General features: G+C 69.2%; 15 protein-coding genes, 1 tRNA gene, 1 other RNA gene and 1 pseudogene. 10 read left to right on the top strand and 8 right to left on the bottom strand.

Translation table 11 applies throughout. From position 1 onward, the window contains the following. Positions 1–60 precede the first annotated feature (60 nt). Positions 61–2,196, bottom strand: a complete 2,136-nt coding sequence (locus tag ACIRQF_RS16425; RefSeq protein WP_404092751.1) for a DNA polymerase III subunit gamma and tau — start codon at positions 2,194–2,196, stop codon at positions 61–63. 37 nt (positions 2,197–2,233) lie between these two features. Continuing rightward, an RNA gene (gene ffs / locus ACIRQF_RS16420) (signal recognition particle sRNA small type) lies at positions 2,234–2,332 on the bottom strand. Between the two features lie 139 nt (positions 2,333–2,471). On the opposite strand from ffs, the gene ACIRQF_RS16415 reads away from it, so the two are divergent. From ACIRQF_RS16415 to ACIRQF_RS16400, 4 genes are all read left to right on the top strand, one after another. Continuing rightward, positions 2,472–2,559: transfer RNA gene (locus tag ACIRQF_RS16415), tRNA-Ser, on the top strand. A gap of 370 nt (positions 2,560–2,929) precedes the next feature. Next, positions 2,930–4,501, top strand: coding sequence for an N-6 DNA methylase (locus ACIRQF_RS16410; protein WP_404092749.1), 1,572 nt, complete (start codon positions 2,930–2,932; stop codon positions 4,499–4,501). Further along, positions 4,494–5,678 carry a restriction endonuclease subunit S gene (locus tag ACIRQF_RS16405; RefSeq protein ID WP_404092746.1) on the top strand — a complete coding sequence of 395 codons (1,185 nt, stop codon included), beginning with the start codon at positions 4,494–4,496 and terminating at the stop codon, positions 5,676–5,678. The genes ACIRQF_RS16410 and ACIRQF_RS16405 overlap by 8 nt, the downstream gene beginning before the upstream one ends. A 3-nt stretch (positions 5,679–5,681) precedes the next feature. After that, complete coding sequence (locus ACIRQF_RS16400; RefSeq protein ID WP_404092743.1) at positions 5,682–8,756, top strand: type I restriction endonuclease subunit R; 3,075 nt, start codon at positions 5,682–5,684, stop codon at positions 8,754–8,756. A 93-nt stretch (positions 8,757–8,849) separates the two neighbouring features. Here ACIRQF_RS16400 and ACIRQF_RS16395 read toward each other — a convergent pair whose 3' ends face one another. The 3 genes from ACIRQF_RS16395 to ACIRQF_RS16385 form a co-directional block, all read right to left on the bottom strand. Then, the gene (locus ACIRQF_RS16395) at positions 8,850–10,616 is read right to left on the bottom strand and encodes a tyrosine-type recombinase/integrase (protein WP_404092740.1); all 1,767 of its coding nucleotides are present in this window, start codon (positions 10,614–10,616) and stop codon (positions 8,850–8,852) included. Further along, positions 10,613–10,909 (bottom strand): helix-turn-helix domain-containing protein, encoded by a 297-nt coding sequence (locus ACIRQF_RS16390; RefSeq protein WP_404092738.1) that lies wholly within the window; start codon positions 10,907–10,909, stop codon positions 10,613–10,615. The genes ACIRQF_RS16395 and ACIRQF_RS16390 overlap by 4 nt, the downstream gene beginning before the upstream one ends. Positions 10,910–11,085: 176 nt before the next feature. Next, positions 11,086–11,580 (bottom strand): helix-turn-helix transcriptional regulator, encoded by a 495-nt coding sequence (locus tag ACIRQF_RS16385; RefSeq protein WP_150163650.1) that lies wholly within the window; start codon positions 11,578–11,580, stop codon positions 11,086–11,088. Positions 11,581–11,902: 322 nt separating this feature from the next. Here ACIRQF_RS16385 and ACIRQF_RS16380 point away from each other — a divergent pair, with 322 nt between their 5' ends. The 6 genes and pseudogenes from ACIRQF_RS16380 to ACIRQF_RS16355 all read left to right on the top strand — a co-directional run bounded on the left by ACIRQF_RS16380 (position 11,903) and on the right by ACIRQF_RS16355 (position 19,257). Beyond that, positions 11,903–13,423, top strand: coding sequence for a DnaB-like helicase N-terminal domain-containing protein (locus ACIRQF_RS16380; RefSeq protein WP_404092735.1), 1,521 nt, complete (start codon positions 11,903–11,905; stop codon positions 13,421–13,423). Positions 13,424–13,672: 249 nt separating this feature from the next. Beyond that, the gene (locus tag ACIRQF_RS16375) at positions 13,673–15,049 is read left to right on the top strand and encodes a hypothetical protein (RefSeq protein ID WP_404092732.1); all 1,377 of its coding nucleotides are present in this window, start codon (positions 13,673–13,675) and stop codon (positions 15,047–15,049) included. A gap of 324 nt (positions 15,050–15,373) precedes the next feature. Next, positions 15,374–15,715 (top strand): plasmid mobilization relaxosome protein MobC, encoded by a 342-nt coding sequence (locus ACIRQF_RS16370; protein ID WP_404092730.1) that lies wholly within the window; start codon positions 15,374–15,376, stop codon positions 15,713–15,715. Beyond that, on the top strand, positions 15,712–17,430 hold the full coding sequence (locus ACIRQF_RS16365) for a mobilization protein (protein WP_404092727.1): 1,719 nt from the start codon (positions 15,712–15,714) through the stop codon (positions 17,428–17,430). Before ACIRQF_RS16370 ends, ACIRQF_RS16365 begins: the two co-directional genes overlap by 4 nt. 115 nt (positions 17,431–17,545) lie before the next feature. Continuing rightward, positions 17,546–17,911 (top strand): hypothetical protein, encoded by a 366-nt coding sequence (locus tag ACIRQF_RS16360; protein ID WP_404092725.1) that lies wholly within the window; start codon positions 17,546–17,548, stop codon positions 17,909–17,911. Positions 17,912–18,345: 434 nt separating this feature from the next. Beyond that, a pseudogene (locus ACIRQF_RS16355) lies at positions 18,346–19,257 on the top strand (IS5 family transposase). Between the two features lie 50 nt (positions 19,258–19,307). On the opposite strand, the gene ACIRQF_RS16350 reads toward ACIRQF_RS16355, so the two are convergent. Genes ACIRQF_RS16350 through ACIRQF_RS16340 form a run of 3 tightly spaced genes read right to left on the bottom strand, consistent with a single transcriptional unit; the run spans position 19,308 to position 21,723 of the window. Beyond that, on the bottom strand, positions 19,308–19,712 hold the full coding sequence (locus tag ACIRQF_RS16350; RefSeq protein WP_404092722.1) for an NUDIX hydrolase: 405 nt from the start codon (positions 19,710–19,712) through the stop codon (positions 19,308–19,310). Continuing rightward, entirely contained in the window at positions 19,709–20,650 is a 942-nt protein-coding gene (locus ACIRQF_RS16345) for a hypothetical protein (RefSeq protein WP_404092720.1), read from the bottom strand. Before ACIRQF_RS16345 ends, ACIRQF_RS16350 begins: the two co-directional genes overlap by 4 nt. Before the next feature lie 50 nt (positions 20,651–20,700). Continuing rightward, positions 20,701–21,723, bottom strand: a complete 1,023-nt coding sequence (locus tag ACIRQF_RS16340) for a glycosyltransferase (protein ID WP_404092717.1) — start codon at positions 21,721–21,723, stop codon at positions 20,701–20,703. Position 21,724: the final 1 nt, after the last annotated feature.

Here is a 21,724-nt window from a genome sequence, read left to right as displayed (position 1 = left end):
CCAGCCAGGGTAGCCCGCGGGACGGGATGCCCCTTGTGCGGGCCACCGAGCGAGACGCTCCTACTCGTTGGTGTATTCCTCCAGGACCGTGGCGCCGAGCTCGCGCACGATGAGCTCGTGGCCGGAGAGGGCGGAGTCCACGAGGTCCGGGTCGTCCTCCTCCGGCACGTCGTCCTCGGGCGCGACCGGCGGCGGCTGGGGGGCGGGCGCGGCGGCCGGCGCCTGTACGGGAGCGGGGGCCGGCGCCGGAGCGGGCGCGGCGGCCTGCGGGGCGGGCTGCGACGTCGCGGGGGCCGGGGCGGGCGCGTACGCGGGGGCCGGGGCGGGCGCGGCCGGCCGGCCACCACCGCCGAAGCCGCCACCGCCACCGCCGAAGCCACCGCCGCCACCGCCGGAGAAGCCGCCGGCGGCCGGGGGCGGGTTGGCGCCGCCCGAGGGGTCGATGATCGCCTCGATCCGCCAGTGCACGTTGAACTGCTCGCCGAGGGCCGCCTTCAGGACGTCCTCGCTGCCGCTGCTCGCGAAGTTGTCCCGGGCGCCCGCGTTGAGGAAGCCGATCTGGAGGGTGGTGCCGTCGAAGCCCGCGACCTGCGCGTTCTGCGAGAGCAGGATCCAGGTGAAACGGCGGCGGTTCTTGACCGCCTCAAGGATCTGCGGCCACATGTTGCGCACCTGGGCGGCGCCCGCCGCCATGCTCCCGGAGCCGCCGGCCGCCGGGGCGGCCTGGGGCGCGGGGGCCTGCGGGGCGGGAACCTGCGGCTGCGGGGTGGCCGCCGGGGCCGAGGCACCGGGCCAGGCGCCGGGCCCGCCGCCACCGGGCCGCGCGGCCCCGGGCCAGGCGCCGGGCTGCGGCTGGGCGGCGGGAGCGGGGGCGGCCGGCGCGGGGGCCGGCTGGGGCGCGGGGGCCTCCTGCGCGGGGGCAGGGGCGGGCGTCGGCGCGGGGGCCGGCGGCGGGACGTGGGCGTCGGGCCCGGGCGCGTACCCCATCTGGGGAGCGGGAGAGGTCGTGGTGAAGACGGCGGCCGGGGGCGCGGCGGCGGCGCCGCGCTCCAACCGGTCCAGACGGGCCTGGAGGGAGCGCTCGTCGTCGAAGGCGCCGGGCAGCAGCACGCGGGCGCAGATGAGCTCCAGCTGGAGCCGCGGCGAGGTGGCGCCACGCATCTCCGTGAGACCGGCGTTGACGAGGTCGGCGGCGCGGCTGAGCTCGGCGGCGCCGAAGACGGACGCCTGCGCCTGCATGCGTTCGATGACGTCGACGGGGGCGTCGACGAGCCCCTTCTCCGCGGCGTCGGGCACGGCCGCGAGGATCACCAGGTCGCGCAGCCGCTCCAGGAGGTCCGCGACGAAGCGCCGGGGGTCGTTGCCACCCTCGACCACGCGGTCGACGACCTCGAAGGCGGCGGCACCGTCGCCGGCCGCGAAGGCGTCCACCACGGAGTCGAGCAGGGACCCGTCCGTATAACCGAGGAGCGAGGTGGCCATGGCGTACGTCACACCGGCCTCCGTGGCGCCGGCGAGCAGCTGGTCCATCACCGACATCGAGTCACGCACGGACCCGGCGCCGGCCCGGACGACCAGCGGAAGAACGCCGTCCTCGACCGGGATGCCCTCGCGGCCGCAGACCTCGCCCAGATAGTCCCGCAGGGTGCCGGGCGGGACGAGCCGGAAGGGGTAGTGGTGCGTCCGCGACCGGATGGTGCCGATGACCTTCTCGGGCTCGGTCGTCGCGAAGATGAACTTGAGGTGCTCCGGCGGCTCCTCGACCACCTTCAGCAGGGCGTTGAAGCCCGCCGAGGTGACCATGTGCGCCTCGTCGATGATGTAGATCTTGTAGCGGCTGGAGGCGGGCCCGAAGAAGGCCTTCTCCCGCAGGTCACGGGCGTCGTCCACACCACCGTGCGAGGCCGCGTCGATCTCGATGACGTCGATCGACCCCGGCCCGTTGCGCGCGAGGTCCCGGCAGGACTGGCACTCGCCGCAGGGGGTGGGAGTGGGGCCCTTCTCACAGTTCAGGCAGCGGGCGAGGATCCGCGCACTGGTCGTCTTGCCACAGCCGCGGGGCCCGCTGAACAGGTACGCGTGATTGACCCGGTTGTTCCGCAGCGCCTGCTGCAGCGGGTCGGTGACATGCTCCTGCCCGATGACCTCGGCGAAGGACTCGGGGCGGTAGCGGCGGTACAGCGCGAGAGACGACACGTATACGAGGTTATAGGCGCCCACTGACAACCCGGGAACGCAAAGCGCCCCCCACGCACCCGCCAGAGCCGACCTACCCTTGCTGCCTTCCGGCCCTGGGGGAGTTCAGTCAGATAGCGCCACGTGAGGGGCTGCGCCCAGAGTACCCGATCCCGGCCCCCGCCCGTCCCCCCTCCTCCCCCCACGCGTCCCGCCTCCTCGACCTGCACCCTTCGCCGGCCCCCGCCCCGAACGGTGTGCGCGAGCACCCTCTCCGGTCATGTAATGTTCTCCACGGAGGATTCGCCTAGAGGCCTAGGGCGCACGCTTGGAAAGCGTGTTGGGGGCAACCCCTCACGAGTTCGAATCTCGTATCCTCCGCCAGCGCCCAGCAGGGCGTACGAAGGTCCCGACCGCACAGCGGCCGGGACCTTCGTCGTTCCGTGGTCTCAGTTTTGGTCTCAGTTGCGCGGGGCGGACAGCCGTGGACTTTCACGGACGGCTCGGCTGCTCTGCCGATGATCAGGTCACCAAGGCCCTGAGGTCGGCCCCGTCGAGATCAAGATCGTCCTGGGCGGCCAACCTGAGGCTCGACGGCAACGTGCGAGCCGCACCGACTCGAGCCAGCCCCTTGAATCGGCCAGCAGAGAGGTCAACCACAGCCTCATTGCCAGAGGGCCCAAATAGGATGCCCAGCGGAGACTCCGCGACTTCTAGACCGCCACCCAGACACGAGCAAGGACACCCCCGACTGATGGCAGTGACCCAGCAGGAGATCGAGAACAGGTTGTGGGACGCAGCCGACGAGCTGCGCGTGGCGATGCCCGAAGCGCAGTACTCCTCGGTCGTCTTCCCTCTGATGTTCTGGAAGTACCTGTCGGACACCTGGGAGCACAACCACCAGACCTTCCTCGAGGAGAACGAGGGCCTCGGCCTCTCAGCCGAGGAAGCCGACGAGGTCGAGTACCGCACCTACCAGACGTTCAAGATCCCCTCCATCCACCCTGGCACCGTCGCCGAGCGCCGTGCCTCCTGGTCGTCCATCCTGGCCACCGTCACCCAGCCCGGCCTGGGTCAGCGGGTCCGGGCATCCCTGCAGGCCATCGAGACGGCCAACCCTGCCAAATTCTCCCGCCTGTTCGGATCCATGACCTGGGCCTCCGAAGAGGTGTTGGCGGGAGAGGTGTTGGCGGCGGTCATGCAAGCGATGGACCGCGCTCCAAAGATGCACGAGGGCAACATGTCCCATGACGTGCTCGGTGGAGCGTACGAATACCTGCTGAAGCGGTTCTCCGACGGGTCTGGCACTCGCGCTGGCCAGTTCTTCACTCCGCGCGAGGTCGTCGAGCTGATCGTCGAGGTCCTGGAGCCCAAGAGCTTCGAGTCGGTGTACGACCCAACCTGCGGGTCGGGCGGCATGCTCATCGCCTCCGCGAGCCTGCTGAAGGCCCACGGTGGGCGGGGCTACACCCTCAAGCTGCACGGGCAGGAGTCCGTACCGGACACTGCGGGTGTGGCACGCATGAACCTCTTCATGCACAACCTCACCCAGTTCAAAGTCGAGGTCGGCGACACTCTGAAGGACCCGCGCTTCACTAAGCCGGACGGCACGGTCGCGCAGTTCGATGTGATCCTCGCCAACCCGCCCTACAGCCTGAAGTGGAAGCCCTGGACCAAGGACCCCCGTGCCATCGGCGGGGTCGCCCCGCAGTCGACAGCGGACTGGGCGTTTGTGCAACACATGATCGCAAGCATGGACCCGAAGAAGGGCCGTGCCGGCGTCGTCCTTCCCCACGGTGTCCTCTTCCGCGGGGGCCAGGAAGCAGCCATCCGCAGACGTGTCCTCGACGACGACCTCCTGGAAGCCGTAATCGGCCTGCCGGCGAACCTCTTCTACTCGACCGCCATCCCGACCTGCATCCTCGTATTCCGCGCCCTTGGCACCAAGCCCGAGGAGCGCCGGGGCGGGGTGCTGTTCATCGACGCGTCCAAGCGGTTCACCAAGGCTAAGAACCGCAACATCTTGTCCGAGGTGGACATCGCCGATGTGGTAGCCACCTACCACTCGAAGTTCGATCTCGACGGCAACCCGATCGACCTGGAAGGCGATGGAGCGCTCGCGGCGCGATTCGTACCTACCTCGGAGATCGCTGCGAGCGGGTACGACCTCAACATCGGGCGGTACGTCCAGCAGGCCGCCACCGAACAGGAAGACCTCGGCACCCTCATCGACACCTACAACATCGCCCGAGCAGAGCGCCAGAAGACCGAGCAGCGCATGCTCGCCGTCCTCGCATCCGCTGGGATCGAGGGCTTTGATGAATGAGCAGTGGGTTGAGACGACACTCGGGGCGGTGGCCGACTGGTCAGCAGGAGGTACTCCGAAGGCAACAAACCGGTCGTATTATGACGGCGGGGACATCCCGTGGGCAATCATCAGTGACATTCAGAACCGCCCACTCAATGAGACGACCAAATGCATCACCCAGGCTGGACTGGACTCCATCGGCGGCACGAAGAAGGTAGCCCCCGAAGGCTCAGTGCTCGTCTCGATGTATGGGTCGGTAGGTCGTTCGGCAATCGCTCAGATTCCCATGGCGACAAACCAAGCGATCGCCCGTGGCGTTGTCGGAAAACAGGTGTCAGCGGAATACCTGTTCCTCTGGATAAACGCTCACGAGGGACACCTGGACAAGATGGCCAGAGGCGCCACCCAGCGCAACATCAACAAGCAGATCCTTACAGCCTTCCGGATCGCCCTGCCGCCTATCCCGGTGCAAGATCGAATCGTAGAGGTCATCAGCGCGGTGGACGAGCAAATTGCCGCACTCGACACGGAGGCAGGAGCGCTACACAGCGTGTCCCGGGCGGCAACATCTCTGCTCTGGTGCACTGCTGACGGCAATGAAGCAGAGTCTCGTCTCCTTGACGACGTGATGGCCCTCGATGTCGTACGAACCCCCATGCAAGCGGGAACGACATACCGCCTTGCTGGAGTGCTCAACGCCGGCAAAGGTCTTGTAGACAAGGACGAGTTCGACGGGGCAGATACCGAGTACACCGCGATGAACGTCCTTCGGGAGAATCAGGTAGTGATGCGGAAGCTGACTGCCTGGGAGGGACCGATCACGGTGGTTCCTGCGGAGTTCGACGGCTTCGTGGCGAGCAACGAGTTCCCGACTTTCACCCTCGGCGGCGATGTCGCCCCTGAGTGGATGAGGCACGTCTGCCGGACACCCCGACTATGGGCTGAGATGCAGAGCAGGGTCGTCGGAACCGTGCAGCGCCGTAAGCGCCTCAATCCCGACCAACTCCTGTCCGTGTCGCTTCCCATCCCGTCCCGCCCCGAGCAGGAACGAGCAGCAGAGGCCCTGGATGCGATCGAGGGACAGATTGCCGCAATCCGAGCTGAGGCCGACGGACTGCGTCGCGCTCGTGCAGAGCTGCTGTCGGGGCTCCTGAACCGCACCATCGACATCGAATCCCCCGAGTTGGAGGTCTGAGCCGTGGCGAAGGGCATTCGGGAACGCGAGTTCCAGAACCTGATGATCCAGTGGTCCCTTCCGATGGGCTGGGACTTCACAGGGGGCAGGTCGCTACAGCGTGAGACCACGCAGACGGTAGTCGTCAGCCAACTGCGGGATGCCATCATCCGGTTAAACCCTGGGGTGATCGACGGATTCGACGTGGACGGCGTGGTCGACGAGATTGTCGCCACGGTCAACGCCGTCGAAGGCGGGCTGGTACGGGCCAACGAGCAGGTGCTGCGCCTGTTGCGCGGGCATAAGGAGTTCCGGGATGCCGACGGCGTGTGGCACGCCCTGAAGGTCATCGACTTAGAACACCCGGCCACCAACACGCTCGTCGTGTCCGACGAGGTGACCATAACCGTCCCCGGCAAGACCTCCCGCCGTTTCGACCTCGTGTACTGGGTCAACGGCCTGCCTCTGGTAGTGGTCGAGGTGAAATCACCGACCTCGAAGTCTGCATGGGCCGACGCCGCCCGCGAGATCAACAACGTGTACGCGACCGAGTACCCGTGGTTCTTCACCCCCAACGTCTTCGCCGTCGCCTCCGACGGACTGAAGCTGCGGTTCGGTGCCGTCGGCGCCCCCACAAACCTGTGGCAGCCATTCCGGTCCACCGCCGACGACGAGAAGCTGTCCGGGCAGGCCGACGTACAGCGTTCCGTCCAGCTGCTGCTCAACCCGGCGACCGTCCTGGACATGCTCGCCAACTTCGCCCTCTTCGACACCTCCGGGGGAGGGGTGGACAAGAAGTACCTTCCCCGCTACCCGCAGATGGAGGCCGCGCACCTGATCCACGATCGGGTCCTGGAGGGCGGGACGAAGGGACTGGTCTGGCACCACCAGGGGTCCGGCAAGACGCTGCTGATGGTGTTCGCCGCCTCGCTGCTGCTGGCCGACACACGAACCGAGTCACCCACGATCATCCTGCTCTCGGACCGGACCCAGCTCGTTCGGCAGACCTCCGGCGTGTTCACCTCCGCGATGGGGGACGCCTACTTCCACCAGCCCGCAACCAGCGCCGAACTGCGTGCCCTGCTGGCCGACGATGTACGCGGCGTCATCTCCACGACCGTCCACAAGTTCGCCGACGCCGGCAAGAACCTGTCCACCCGAGACAACATCATCGTGCTGGTCGACGAGGCACACCGCACCCAGTCCGCCAAGTCGAAGTCCCTGGCCGGCCAGATGCGCGCAGCGCTGCCGAAGGCGAAGTTCTTCGGCATGACCGGCACCCCCATCAGAAACCTCGCCACCGACACCTTCGCCCTCTTCGGTGAGGAGGCCGACCCGGGCAGGGTGCTGCACCGTTACTCGGTGTCCCGGTCTCTGCTGGATGAGGCGACCGTCCCGGTCATGCTGGACCCGCGCCCCGTCTCGTTCGAGATAGATGACCAGGCGTTGCAGGCCGAGTTCGACCAGTTCGCAGACGACTTCGACCTCGACGATCCCGACCGTGAAATCCTGTCCCGCAAGTTCGGGCGGCTCACCTCGGTGTTCGCCAATCCCAACCGCATCCACGCGGTCTGCCAGGACATCGTGGACCACTACCTGGCCGGCGCGTACCGCAACGGCCTCAAAGCCCAGGTCGTCGCCTTCAACCGCGAGCTGGCCGTGGCGTACACGGACAAGATCAACGAGCTGCTGGCGGGCTTCGAGGCGTCGCAGGTGCTCGCCGAGGTCGGGAAGCATGAGCGGATCACCGCCGAGGTGAATATCTCCGTCTCGGACTCCAAGGACGAAGACCCCGCTATGCGGCCGTACCAGCTCTCGGAGACCGAGGAGGAGGAGCAGAAGCGCCGGTTCCTCGCCGCCGACGACCCGCTGTGCTTCCTGGTGGTGACCGCGAAGCTGATGACTGGGTTCGACGCCCCCAACGAGGGCGTCCTGTACCTGGACAAGCCGCTGAAGGCCCACACCTTGTTCCAGACGATCACCCGTCCGAACCGCACCTGGGTGTCCCCGACCGGGTTCGTGAAGACCTCGGGCGTGGTCGTCGACTACATCGGCCTGGCCGAAGAAGTCCAGCGGGCCGTTGTCGACCCCACCGCGACGGGGGCCGGCAAGGGGGGCGGGTTCGTCACTGACCTGTCTGAGCTGGTCGCCGAGTTCCGCACCGTCTTCGCCCGGATCGAAGACCTCTTCGTAGACGTGGACGACCTGGACCTCGCGGTCCACGGATACGAGTCCGTGCGAGCCATCAACGTTTTCCTGGACTCCAACCCGGGCGCCGCCGAGGTGTTCTCCAAGGACTACCGACTCCTGGCCCGCCTGTACCCGCTCATCAACACCGACAAGCGGGTTGCCAAGTATCGGGACGGCTTCGCGCTGTTCGGATCCGTCTACACGACCCTGTTCAAGAAGTCGTCCGACGAGGAGAGGAAGGAACGGCTGGCCGAGCTGGGGCCGATGGTCCTGGAGATCATCAACGCCCACGTCCACTCCTTCTCCGTGGTCGCCTCCCAGGAGGAGGCCCTCGTCCTGGACGCCCAGGGCATCGCCATACTCAAGGAGCTGCTGACCCTCGTCCGCCCCAAGTCCACCAAGGACGGCGGCGAGGACAAGAGGCCGCCATCCGCGGCGGAAATCCTGGACAACATCAAGGCCGCCCTCGACAAGGGCGTCGAACCTGGGTCCGCGAAGTACACGGCCCTTGCGGAGCGGATCAAGCAACTGCGGGACCGGATCATCCAGAACGCACAGGACGCTCTGGAGTTCCTGTCCGAGGCACTCCGGATCGCCCGCGCCATCGTGAACGCCGAGAAGCACCCTGACGAAGCAGTCGTGCTCGACGACGACCATGTGGGTGTGCTGTCACGGATCATCCTCGATCACGCGCCGTCTGGACTCACGGTCACGGAGAGGAACCTGGCCGAAGAGATCGACCAGGTAGTCACTCGCACCCTCGCCCAGGCATGGGACAACGCGGACGCCCGCAATCGGGGCGCCCGGCGCGCCACCGCCGCGGTCTTCCGCCGGTACATGTTGAAGCCGGTCGGGGAACCGTACGACTCCACCGTCGCCTACATCGAGGCCCACTACCTCGTCGACTGACGAACGTGACGAGGCCCGGCACCCATGCGGGTGCCGGGCCTCGTCACACTGCGTGGGCTTGATGCACGCCCTGGTGGGCGGTATTCCAGAGCCCTACCAGTCGTCGGTGTCGCCGTACTTCCCCGGGTTCCGGGCGCGGTCCACAGCCTGTGCACACGCTTCGGCGAAGGCAGCTTCTACGGCGGCCTTGTCTGTGCCTCGCACCTGGGCCTCGACCTCTTGGCCCGTGCCGGGCCGCCGGGCCGTGCGCCAGGCCGAGGCGCGGCCGGTGTAGCGGTCGGTCTCGAAGTCCCAGGCCGGCACCGACCACTGCTCCGGGACCCCGGTCGCCGCGCGTTCCCCGCCGGGGAGGAAGACGGCTCGGGCGTGGAAGACCACGGCCCGCTCCGGTACACGGTCGCGGATGGCGCTCGCGCCGCTGGGGCCCTGGTGCTCCCAGCGCCAGCGGTCCCATTCCTCGACCTCGGTCGTGTGGTCGGGCCAATCCTCGATCCACCGGGCGACGACCGCGTCCGCGTGCTCCCGGTGGAGGAAGGGCACGCGCCGATCGCCGAGGCGAGCAACGTGGACCACCAGCTCGGCAGGGACGGGACTCCGGCTGGCTTCCGGCGCAGCACTTCCCGCGGTCTCGTCCGTACCCCACAGGAGGCCACCGACCTTGGCTGCGGTGTCCTTGAGGACGCGGCTGGTCAGGTGCTGGTAGCGGCGACGCATCCGGGCGGACTTGCCGGGCTCCCAGCCCATGATGGCGTCGACGACCGCGTCGGAGACACCGAGGATGAGCAGGACTGTCGCCGCGGTGTGGCGGGCGTCGTGGAGGCGGGCGTCGCGGACGCCGGCGGCTTTCAGGAGCTCCTTCCATTTGTGGTAATCGGTGTTCGGGTTCAGGGGCTCGCCGGTGGGCGAGGTGAAGACGTACCCCTTCTCCGTCCAGAGGTCGCGGGCCACGGTTCGCTCACGGGCCTGATCCCCCTTGTGTCGGCGCAGGAGCTGGAGCAGCTCTTCGGGGACGCCGATGGGCCGCTGGCCGGCGCGGGACTTGGCGTTCTTCGTCTCGCGGCGGGTGTTGATCTTCTGGGGGCAGTAGCCGGGCTTGCGTCCGCAGCGGTCGCCGCAGCCGTGCTTGTAGCGGGGCCGCAGCCGGCCACGGCGTACGCGGATGACGCCGAGGGCGAAGTCGACGTCGTCCCACTGCATGCCGAGGACCTCGCCCTGGCGCAGGCCGAGGGCGAGCGCGATGACCCAGCGGGCGGTGTTGCGGTGCTTGGCGGCCTCGGCGAGGAGGCGCTGGACCTCCTCGACCGTGTACGGCTCGACCTCCTCCTCTTCGACCTTGGGGGCCTTAGCGATGGAGGCCGGGTTCGCCGTGAGGTGCTTGCGGCGCACGGCCTCGTTCAGCGCCGTGCGGATCGTGCGGTGAGCCTGGTGGGCGGTGCCGGCGGCGCTGCCATTGTCCTGCATCTTCTTGTAGAAGCGCTCCAGGTGCTCGGGTTCGAGCTTCTCCAGGCGATGGGCGCCCAGGCCGGGGATGAGGTGGTGGTTCACCGCGACGCGGTAGCCGTCGATGGTGTTCTCCGAGACGTGCGCGGTGGCGATGTTCTCGACCCAGTGGGTGAGCCAGGTCTTCACGGTCCAGGGCTGGCCAGCCTTGCGGACGGCGCCCTTGTCGCGCTGCCGCTCCAGGTCGCGGACGACCTTGGTGACCTCGGCGCGGGTCTTGCGGCTGACGTGGCGCCGGTCCGGGGTGCCGTCGTCCTTGACGCCGACGGTGACGCGGCCGTGCCAGCGGCCGTCCGTGCCGAGGTAGATGGACGAGGCGCCGTTGGGCTGGCGGGACTTCGGTACGGAGGCTCGCGTCACGCGGCGGCCCCGAAGTCGGACGCCGACAGTCGGCGGGCCAGGAAGTCGTTCACCGCCTCCGCTGGGATGCGGCGCAAGCTGCCGATCTTGACGGAGGCGATCTCGCCGGAGGAGACGTACTCGTACAGCTTGGTGCGGCCGATGCCAATCCGGCGAGCTGCCTCGGTGACGGTGAGGGCGACCAGGGTCGTGTCGCCGGCGGATCGCCGCTCGACCATCAAAGTGCGCAGGGCGTCTTCGGGGACGTCCAGGAGGTGGGCTATCTGGGAAATGGGCAGCGCGGGCTGCGGCATGGGGGTACTCCTCCCGCCGGCATCGCGGCGTCGCGGGAGCGGCAACTCCCGTCGGCCTGGCCGGTGGCGTCGTTCAGGGATGGATGGGTCGGTGGATGATTGTCGGCGACGGAGGTCGCCGAACATAGGGGTTCTGGTTCTCGGCGTTCGTAGCGCCGTGAGGGGGCAGCGGCCGACTATTCGCCAGTGGGTGGCTGCCCCTGGTTTCGCAGGTGCGCCCGTGATGGGTGCAGGCTCCTCTGCAGGGCCCGTTCTTCGAGGCGGAGGAGTTCGTCGACCTGTCCTCTCTGCTCGGGGCCCTTGTCCCCGTATGCATTGAGTTCCATGTCGATCTCGTGCAGGTGCATCTGGTTCCGGTCGATCGCCGCTCGCAGTTGGTGGTACTCGCGCGTCATCTGGACGTACTCACGGGCAAGCTCGCGAATGCGGGGCGTGGCCAGCTCTCCTGGCGGCCCCGTCAGGTCCTGCATGGTGATGTCGAAAACCTTGCAGAAGCCGAGCGCCTCGTCGAGGTTGACCCTGCGACGGGGTTTGCCGCTCTCGATGCGCCAGATCGCCGACTGGTTGATCGGATGGCCGACGGCGGCCATCTCCTCGGCGAGCTTCACTGTGCTCCAACCGCGGACCTCGCGCTCCAGCTTGATGCGTGCGGCGACGTGCTCCTCCGGCATCGGACGACCGGGGCCGGCGCGCTCCGCACCTTCCTCACCGCTCACTCGCACCTCCCTTCACACGACAACGGGTCCACTGGGGCCAGCATCCACAACTAAACATCGTTGCGGAGTGAAATGCAAGGCGTTGCGCTGCCGAAAATCTCGGCTATGGTCGTAGTCCGCCGTACAGCGGCGGACGGATCCGCACACGCAAGCGGCCCCGGTGCTACGAACACCGGGGCCGAAGTAGAGGCTCCACCGCACAACCATCCATCCCTGAACGATCGAAACCGGAGGCCGGGGTTGCCGCCCCGTAATGGCCTGCCGGATGAGGAGCTCCGTGACCCAGGGTACGACCCTGCCATCCCAGACGCCATCCCGCTTCGACGAAGGTCCCACCCCGACGGAACCTCCGTTCAACCTGGACGCCGAGCGCGCGGTCCTTGGCGCCTGCATGCACAAAGCCGACGTCATCGACGCGGCCCGGCCCGTCCTCGGCGACGACGCCTTCTACCGGCCCGCCCACGAGACCATCTGGCGCGCGCTCCTCACCCAGCACCGCGAGGACAAGCCGACCGACCCGATCGTCCTCACCGAACTGCTCCAGCAGCAAGGCGATCTGCAACGGGTCGGCGGTCCCACCTATGTGTTCCAGCTCGCCGACGCGCCCTACGGCACCGGCAGCGCCGAGCACCACGCGGAGATCGTCCGCGCGAAGGCCGACCTACGCCGCCTGATGACCTCCGCTGTACGGACCCTCCAGCGGGCCCAGGAACCCGGCGCTGATCCCGAGGCGATCCGCAGCGAGGTCGAAGCAGAAGTACGCGCCGAACGCGAGCGCGCACTCGCCTCGGGACAGGGACGGCTGTCCCGCTTCGCCACCAACGGATGGTCGTTCGTCAAAGAGAGCGGCGCGGACACCGAGCCCCTGTGGGGCACCCGCGAGAAGACCGTCTGGGCCTCCGGCGAGAGCCTGATGATCGTCGGCGCTCCGGGCGTCGGCAAGACGACCCTGGCCCATCAGGTGATCTTCGCCCGCATCGGTCTGCAGGAGACCGTCCTGGAGATGCCCGTCGCCCCCAGCAGGCGCGTGCTCTACCTGGCGATGGACCGCCCCAAGCAGATCGCCAAGGCCATGGCCCGCCGCGTCTTCCCCACCGACGAGAAGATCCTGCGCGAGCGGCTCGTGGTCTGGGAGGGCCCGCTGCCCGCCACCCTCGACAAGGAGCCCGACCTCCTCGCCGACCTCGCCGCCGCCCACCAGGCCGACACCATCGTGATCGACAGCCTCAAGGACGCGGTCAGCACGATGGTCGACGACAGTCTCGCGGTCGCCTTCCACAACGCCCGCATGCGCGCCATTCGCAACGGCGTGGAGATCATGGAGCTGCACCACCAGCGGAAGGCCACGGCCGACACACCGCGCGGCCAGCGCCCCAGCCTGGACCAGGTCTACGGCTCCACCTGGTTTACCTCCGGCGCGGGCAGCGTCCTGTTCGTCACCGGCCGGGCAGGCGACCCCGCCGTCACCCTGCACCACCTCAAGACCTCCACCGGTGAAGTCGGCCCCCTGGACGTCACCCACGATCACGTGCGTGGCACTACCACCGTCGACCCCACCAAGGACCCAGCTGCCCTGCTGCGCAACGCCCCCAACGGGCTGACCGCACGCGACCTGGCGATCATCCTCATCGGCGGCGGTGACCCCGAACGAGCCGACATCGAGAAGGCGCGACGCCACCTCAGCCGCCTCGTCGACAGCGGCCTGGCCACCAAGGCCGACGGCACCGCCGGAGGAGCCGGAGGCGGCCAGCAGGCCCGCTATTACGCCTCCGCCCGCCACCTCACCGCTGTCGGCTGAACCTGCACCGACACCCGAAAGCGTTCACGCGACCGTACACGCGGCCCTCCCGCCCGCAGACCGCCGTGAACCGCTCACAGCGCACACGCTCACCGCAAAACCGCAGGTAGAGCGATCACGCGACCGTCCACGGCGTACACGCACCCAAGCGATCACGCGCGGGCCCCCCTTTAGAAGGGGGCCCGCGTGTACGCCCCCACCCGTGAACGTCGTGATCGCCTCCTCACTCTCCCCGGAGTAGCCCCGTACATGTCCCCTGCCATAACCGACATGCTCGCCACCGCTTCGCTCCCGTCCACCGACGGTCCACTCCTGCCCGTGGCCGTCCTGGCCGTCGCCGCCGGCGCACTGCTCGCGAGCCTGAAGGCTCGACGCAGCCAACACCACACCCGCGATCGGAAGCGGCGCCTCTCGGCCGCCGTCGTCACAGCGACCGTGGCGGCACTCGTGTGCACCGCCTACAGCGCGGACACCAGCTGGCGGTTCGCCGCCCACTACCTCGACATGCGCAACACCGCTGAGCGCACCGCGATGTTCGCCGCCGCCGAGCTCGCCCTGTTCTCGATGGCCCTGATGGCCCGCCAGAACCTGCACGGGCCAAGGCAGGCAGCCGGCCTGCCGGGAGTCCTGGTCTGGGTAATCACCGCCACGCAGACCATCCCCGCCTACGCTGAGGCCGGCCCCGTCGGCGGCACCGTGCGTGCCTTCACCGGCCCGGTGATGGCCGCCGTGCTGTGGCATCTGGCCATGGGCATCGAGCTCCGCCACCGGACCCCCGACGCCGCCTCCCGCGGGCTGGCCGCCGTCCTCACGCGACAGGCCCGCGAACGGCTGCTCGCCCGCCTGGGGATCGTCGAACAGGACCAGGGCGCCGCCCAGATCATCCACGACCGGGCTACGCACCGGGCCGTCGCTCTGGCCGCCCGCCTCGCCGAGATGACGCCCGAGCAGCGCACCGAACGGGCGGGCCGGCGCACCGTGCGTCGCCTGTCCAAGGCCCTCGCCCGCTCCGGCATCGACGCCGACCCGCTCCGCAACGAGCAGCTGCTGCGCCAGCTCGCCACCCGCCGCCAAGCAGCTGCCCTGGCCACCATCGACCTGCCTGGGCGCTGGACCCCGCTGGCCGGGCAGCCCGTCAGCCCGCCCGCAGCACAGCCCGACCACTCCCGGGCAGACACCGACGAGCGGGCGGGCGGGGACGGGCGGGCAGAAGACCGCCGTCGCCCGCACCCATCAGATCCGGGCGACGAGGAATCCCACCCGGGCGCCCGGGTCCGATCTGCCCGCCCGGATCCCACCGCCAGCTCCGGCCCGAAAACGACAGCCCGCCCGAATCGGGCAGCCCGCCCGCAAGAGGCCGTTCCGCCATCCACGGGCAGCGGCTCACACACCCCACCAGCCAAGCGCCCCACGCCGAAGCCGAAGCGGTCCGGTCGCAAGTCCAGTGCCTCCGACGAAGTCATCCTCCAGTTCGCCCGCCGCATGTACGAGGAGACCGGCAGCGTCGGACGCGACCGAGTGGAGGACGCCGTGCGCGACGCCGGCTACAGCGTCGCCAGCAACGACGCAGGCCGAGTCGTCCGCGCATTCAAGTCCCAACTCGGGGCCACGCGCACAGATGCCTGATCCCCGAAACCGCAACTCACCACAGCAATGACCTGAGACGGAGATCCAGTGCACGACCCCCACCACGAACCCACCACTCCCCAGCACCAGCCGATCACCACCCCAGCAATAGGCGGAGCAAGTTGTCCCGGGAGCAATGCTCCCGGGGTTCCCGCCCCAGGGGTGGCGGGACCGGTCCTGCGCCAGGGGGCGCCCGACCGGCAGGCTGCGACCGAGGGCGGACCGCAGCCAGGAGGGGGACGGCAGACCGAGTCCCTTTCGCGGCGGCGTCAGCGCGCCCGTCAGCCGAAGCCCCGCAAGCGCCTGCACCAGCCCAGCTGCCGCATGAACGACGCCGAGTACAAGCGCTTCACCGACGCAGCCGTCCAGTGCCAGATGACCAACGCTGCCTTCCTCGCCTACGCCGTCGACAAGGCCGCCCGCGACCTAACCCGCACCGCCGCCGAGATCGCCACCGAACGGGAAGTCATCGACGAGGTGTTCGCCGCCCGCCGACACCTGGGTCGAATACACGGCCTGTTCAACCAGGTCGCCAAGGCCCTCAACTCCGGTGCCGATGCACCCCACCTCGACGCCACCGCCCAGGCCGTCCTGAGCGCGGCCCGTCGCATGGAGGAGGCCGCCGATGCCCTGCTCGCCCACCGGGACGGCGGTGCCCCGGCGTGATCCCCCGCATCCACAAGCGCGGCAGCGCGACGATCGGCCTGATCCGCTACCTGTACGGCCCCGGCTCCCACGAGGAGCACACCGACCCCCATCTGGTGGCCGCCTTCGACCCGCTCACCCCCGACCCCGGCCGCGACCCGCAGGCCACCTACGGGCAGCTGCAGCGGCTGCTCGACCAGCCCGTCAACGCCCTGCCCGCCGGGCGGCGACCCGAGAAGCACGTGTGGCACCTGTCCGTACGCGCCAGCCCTGAAGACCCGATCCTGTCCGACGACGACTGGACAGCCATCGCCCGCCGCATGGTGGCCGCCACCGGCATCGCCCCCGTCGGCGACGATGCCGCCTGCCGGTGGGCCGCTGTCCGGCACGCCGACGACCACATCCACATCATCGCCACCCTGGTCCGCGAGGACGGCCGGCGGCCCCGCCTGCACAACGAGGCCCGCCGCGCCCAGGCCGAGGCCCGCGCCATCGAGGCCGACTACGGCCTGTGCCGGGTCACGCCGGGCGATGGCACTGCCGCCAAGCGGCCCACCAGCGCCGAGCGTCACAAGGCCGACCGCCGTGGCCTGCAGCGCACTCCGCGCGAGGAACTACGCGAGGCGGTCCGCCGCTCGATGGCCGGAGCGGCGAGCGAGGAGGAGTTCTTCGACCGCCTCGCAGCGGCAGGTCTGCTCATCCGGCGACGCGTCGCGCCGTCGGGCGACACCCTCGGCTACACCGTCGCCCTGCCCGGCGACCGCAACGCCAAGGGCGAGCCCGTCATCTACTCCGGCTCCAAGCTCGCCCCGGACCTCTCCCTGCCCCGCATCCGCGACCGCTGGACCAAGACCTCGGACGACCCCACCCAGCACCCGGCCCTGCCGTCAGTGACCGGTCCCGCGTCCGCACGCCGGCGCGCCAGTGCCGCCGCCTGGCAGGCCCTGCTCGTCATCGACCACGGCGACGACGGCGTCATCGCCGCGCAGATCGCCGCCACCGGCGAAGTCCTCGACGCCCTCGCCCAGACCTCCGCCGCCCACACCCGCAACGAACTCCAGGCAGCAGCCACCTCGTTCGAACGCGCTTCCCGGTCCCACATCCGCGCCGCACGCGGTCACGACAGCGCCCTGCGCCGAGCCGCCCTCGACCTCGTCCGTAGCGGCCCGGCCCTCGGCCGAGGCGAGGACGGCGCCACCACGGCCATGGCGCTCGACATGCTGTTCTTCCTGATCACCGCCACCGCACACTGGCACGCCAAGAAGCAGCATGCCCAGCAGGCCGAGGCCGCCCACCAGGCCGCCGAACACCTGCGCGCCGCCTACCAGGCCGCCGCTACCCAGCCCTTGGCCCTGCTCCACCATCGGGGCGCTCGCCTGGCTCCATCCTGGCAACGCCACCACGCCACCGCCGTACACCAGGCCCTGCCCGAACTGGCTGGCCGAATCCTCGCCGAACCCGGCTGGCCCGCCCTCGCAGCCACACTCGCCGAGACGCAGAGCGCCGGCTACGACCCCACCACCCTGCTCACACAGGCTGTCGCCCAACGGGAACTGGACACAGCGGAACGCATGAGCGATGTACTCGTGTGGCGGCTACGCCGGATAACCAACCTCCCTGCGGATCCCCAAAACGCCCAGGGCCAGCGCGCCACCGGCAAGCACGCGGTCGCCTCGCCGGGACGGACCGCGCAAACCGGGACCAGGCCCGCGAATGCTTCCCCACGACGACGCTGAACCGCGAAAACCGAGCCGCAAAAGGTAACCGACAATCCCCGGTTAGGCTAACCGGGGATTCTCCAGATCATGGGCACATCGGCACCCACCCCCGCCCCTTTTGAGGAGAACCCCTATGCCCGCATCCACCCCTCGCCCCCACGTCATGGCCCTGCTGTTCGACACGGACTTCAACCGACCGTCGGGTACCCGCACCTTCCGCCACCTCGACGGACGCCCCTTCACCGACGAGGAACAGGCCCTCGCCGATGACGCCACCCTCGAAGAACTCCAGGCCGCCGGCGTCCACGTCCACAACCCTGAGGCTGGAGCGGAGGCGGAGGCAGCCTCGCTCGTACTGGCCGAGCTCCTGCTCAAGTACGCCGTCCAGCACCACAAAGCTCTCGCCGCCCTCATGACCGACGAGGACCTCATCGACTACGACCGGTTGGTCACTATCGTCGCTGCGGGCGCCGACGGCTTCCGCCCGCGTGAGGACTGAGCACACAGGCAAGGCGCTCACGTAGTAACCAGCGGCCAGCGGCTGGGAGACTTCCCCGCTAGGGCCTGTCTGACAAATGATCACCGAGCGTGTGCGTGTTCGGTCCAATTGCCTTGCCGTCCTGACGCCAGCCAGCAATTCTGGGCCGGTGCCAGGACAGGGGAAAAGAAGGCGGCGGCAAGAGGACGCGCGGCAGCGGCTTGCTGCTCGCACCGCGCCGGACGCGGGACAGTGGGAAGTCGTCGTTGAGACTCAGGACCAGGCGGAGATGCGTACGAGGTTGCGCCGTCTTCGGGAAGCAGGAGTCGACGGGTCGATGATCCGGATCGACACCCTGTGCGGACGCCTGGGGGTGCCGACCATCTACCGGCTGAGCCGTTTCATGACGGACCCCGCGCGCGAGTCCGAGCACGAGCACTCTGATCATTGATCTTGTGGCAGGTCGAGGCGAGTTGACGGAAGCGGCGTGGGAGCGAATAGAGCCCCTGTTGCCGCGGGTGGATGGACGTGGTCGTCCGTGGCGTGATCACCGGCAGGTGGTCAACGGGGTGCTGTGGCGGCTGCGGACCGGGGCTCCGTGGCGCGATCTGCCCGAGCGGTACGGACCCTGGCAGACCGTCTACGAGCGGTTCGCCCGCTGGGAAGCGGATGGGACCTGGGCGAAGCTGCTGGAACATGTCCAGGTCCGCGACGACGCGGTGGGCCGGGTGGAGTGGACCGTCGCCGTCGACTCCACGATCAACCGGGCCCACCAGCACGCGGCCGGCGCCCGCAAAAAGGGGCCGCAGACGGGGACGAACTGGAAGATCCGGGCCGCTCGCAGACGCGCCAGGCCCTCGGCCGGTCCCGAGGCGGGCTGACCACCAAGGTCCACCTCGCCGTCGACGGCCGGGGCCTGCCCCTGTCCATCGTGCTCACGCCCGGCAACGTCAACGACGCCACCGCCTTCGGCCAGGTCCTCGACGGGATCCGCGTTCCGAGAGTCGGCACCGGCCGCCCGCGCAGGACACCGACCCGAGTCCTGGGCGAAAAGGCCTACTCCAGCCGGGCGATCCGGCGCCTGCTGCGGAGCCGCGGCATCGCCGTCACGATCCCCGAGCGTCGCGATCAAGCGGCCAACCGCCGGCGCCGAGGGCGCCTCGGCGGCCGGCCGCCCGCCTTCGACGAGGAGGTCTACCGCGAGCGCAACGTGGTCGAACGATGCTTCGCACGCCTCAAGCAGTTCCGCGCGATCGCGACCAGATTCGACAAGCTCGCCGACCGCTACCGTGCCGGAGTCGTTCTGGCCTCGCTGATCCTCTGGCTCCGCGAAACCAGCTCGTGATCATTTGTCAGACACTGCCTAGCGGACACCGCATCGACTCGCAGGTCCCTCCGGCGCACTCAATGACCTTCGTCAGAGGTGCAGGACCACATCGAGGTGTTGCTGCACCGGCTCGAACAACCCGTACGGCACGTACTTCGGAATCTCGCGGTGGGCGACCCAAGCAAGCTCGGCCAGCTCCTCGGTGTCCGAGACGTGAGCAATGCCGCCCACCACCTCGCAGGCTGTGTACGACATCAACCGGCCCGTCTTCGGGTGAACCCGCTCGCCAAGCAGCTTCACAACGACCACGTCCAGGCCGGTCTCCTCCTGGGTCTCCCGCACGGCGGCGTCCTCGCGAGACTCACCCGGCTCGACCTCTCCGGCCGGGAACTGCCAGGAGAGCTCGCCCTCGCTTACCCGTCGCCGCACCATGAGCACGCGTCCTTGATGCACCACGATGGCTGCGGCGATGGGCCGCTGGCCGCCTTCCCTCATCTGCGTACCTCTTCCTCGATGGCACAAGCGATCTGCGGCCACGGAGCACGTAGGGCACCGACGAGTGACCAGTAGCCGTGTGCCGCGCGAACTAAGGCGCTGACCCCGAGGCGTACCGCTTCGGGGTCGATCGTGCCTATGACCCTCCGGGTGACACCCCCGGCCCCGCGGGGCGCGGGGGTGATCCCGCTGCCGAGGAGGAGCGTCGCAGTACGGATGGCGTCCAGCGTGGTGGGTGGCGCCGTGTCGGCGAAGTCTCCGTAGATCAGCTCGTGCCAGCGTTGCTGGGTGCGTGCCCAGGCGAGGCGTTCCAGTCCGGTTCCCAGGTCTACGGCCATGCGGGTCGGGTCCTCGGCGTTCCACAGCAGGACGATGTCGCCGAGGTCGAGCCCGAGGTGGCGGAAGTGCAGTGTGATGCCCTCCACCTCGCGCCGGCGCCAGGGGGTCAGGGTCCCGTGGACACTCAGGTGGCGGGCGTGGAAGCCGAGTTGGGAGAGGACGGAAAACCAGCCGTCGAGAATCGCGCCGTACGCGTCAAGTCCTCCTACGGGTTGGACGCGGGAGACGTTGACGAAGGAGGTCAGGAAGCCGTCGCAGAGGTCGCCGGCGGTATCGCGTTCACCGGTGAGGCGGACAACCGGTTGGGGGAGGAAGCCTCGGCGGTACGTCTGGGGTCTTCCATCCTTGAGGAGCGGGTCGAGGGCCTGGATCGCCGAGATGGTCAGTTCTGTGTCGCGCCCCCAGCGGAGCGGGAGACAGTCGTCGCGTGGAGCTCCGACGTGGGCGAAGGCGGTCTCCAGGCTGCGGAGGAGTTCTCTCCACGAGGGCGGCCGACGTGGCGGGCGGTACGGGGTGCCTCGCCGCTGGTGTCGGATGTCGACGTGAGGGCCGTCGATGGTGAACTCCCACTGCGAGTGGGATAACGACCTGCGGAGCACGGAGGGTATCCGCGAGGCCAGTGCGTCTCCGGTCGTACGAGCTGTGCCGGTCAGCACGACCGGGACGCCATCGCCAGGAAGTGCCGGGCGGGGTCAAAGCGGTGCTGGCCGATCTCCTGAACCTGCCGGTGGTCGAGGGTCTCCGCCTGCTCAATAGCGAGCGCGAGTCGCTGGGCCGCGGTCTCGTCGTCCTCGTCCGGGTCGACGACGGTGATGGCGCCCGTCTGGTCGCACAGGGCCGCCTCGGCGCAAGTGCCCGTGCGCCAGGTAAGCGCAGCCATGGGGGTGCCGGCGCGGAGGGACTCGCCGAAGACGGCGGCGCCAGCTTCCACGTACGTGCGGGCGTAGGTATAGACGAATACGGAGGCGTCGCGGATGGCGGCCGTCTTGGCCGGCCCTCCAAGTTCGCCGATCCACTCGACGTGGTCCGCGTCGAAGAGACGGGCGTGGCTCTGGACGTAGTCGTGGTCGAATACCGGGCCGACGACGCGAATGCGGCGGCCGAGGATCTGGGCGGCGCGGACCGCCAGGTGAGGGGCCTTCTCTGCGTCGACGCGGCCAAGCCAGACGAGGTCGCGTCCGGCGGTCGCCGGCGGTTCCTCCTCGTCGAGGCCAAGGTGCACGGCCAGCTCGGGGATCGGCCGGTGGTCCGCGTACCGCTCGATCATCTCGGGCGAGTAGCAGTACAGCCGGGAACGCCTGCCGTCGAAGGCGGTGGTGGCGTGCTGGAAGACCGGGGAGTGCTGGAAGGTGGCGACGTCGCAGTCCAGCGCATTCCAGGTGCGGGTCCAGGCGGGCAGCGAGGGGTACTCGTGCCCGACGACCAGGAGGTCGTACTTGGTGTCGCGGACGTCGCGCTCGGCGAGCGATCCGAGGGTGATGTCCTCCAGGCGGACCGGCTTGCGGACCCAGTCGTTCTCCAGGTCCGCGAGCCAGCCCGGCCCGAGGAGGTGTACGTCGGCGCCTGCGGCCCGGGCGCCTACGGCGACCGCCCACAGCCATCGTTCGATCCCGCCGTAGCCGGCGGGGGGAAAGGCGTAGCTACCAGGGAAATCGCAGACGCCGACGGGCACG

Source organism: Streptomyces sp. NPDC101191 (genome assembly GCF_044767915.1).
Classification (GTDB): domain Bacteria; phylum Actinomycetota; class Actinomycetes; order Streptomycetales; family Streptomycetaceae; genus Streptomyces.
Note: the sequence above shows the minus strand (reverse complement) of the source record. Positions and strands in the feature narration are given on the sequence as shown.

What these genes read in the sequence shown, in the direction of transcription:
- ACIRQF_RS16375 (WP_404092732.1), top strand. Translation starts at nt 13,673, where the DNA reads ATGTCCCCTGCCATAACCGACATGCTCGCCACCGCTTCGCTCCCGTCC.
- ACIRQF_RS16405 (WP_404092746.1), top strand. Translation starts at nt 4,494, where the DNA reads ATGAATGAGCAGTGGGTTGAGACGACACTCGGGGCGGTGGCCGACTGG.
- ACIRQF_RS16410 (WP_404092749.1), top strand. Translation starts at nt 2,930, where the DNA reads ATGGCAGTGACCCAGCAGGAGATCGAGAACAGGTTGTGGGACGCAGCC.
- ACIRQF_RS16390 (WP_404092738.1), bottom strand. Translation starts at nt 10,909, where the DNA reads ATGCCGCAGCCCGCGCTGCCCATTTCCCAGATAGCCCACCTCCTGGAC.
- ACIRQF_RS16385 (WP_150163650.1), bottom strand. Translation starts at nt 11,580, where the DNA reads ATGCCGGAGGAGCACGTCGCCGCACGCATCAAGCTGGAGCGCGAGGTC.
- ACIRQF_RS16360 (WP_404092725.1), top strand. Translation starts at nt 17,546, where the DNA reads ATGCCCGCATCCACCCCTCGCCCCCACGTCATGGCCCTGCTGTTCGAC.
- ACIRQF_RS16350 (WP_404092722.1), bottom strand. Translation starts at nt 19,712, where the DNA reads ATGAGGGAAGGCGGCCAGCGGCCCATCGCCGCAGCCATCGTGGTGCAT.
- ACIRQF_RS16370 (WP_404092730.1), top strand. Translation starts at nt 15,374, where the DNA reads ATGAACGACGCCGAGTACAAGCGCTTCACCGACGCAGCCGTCCAGTGC.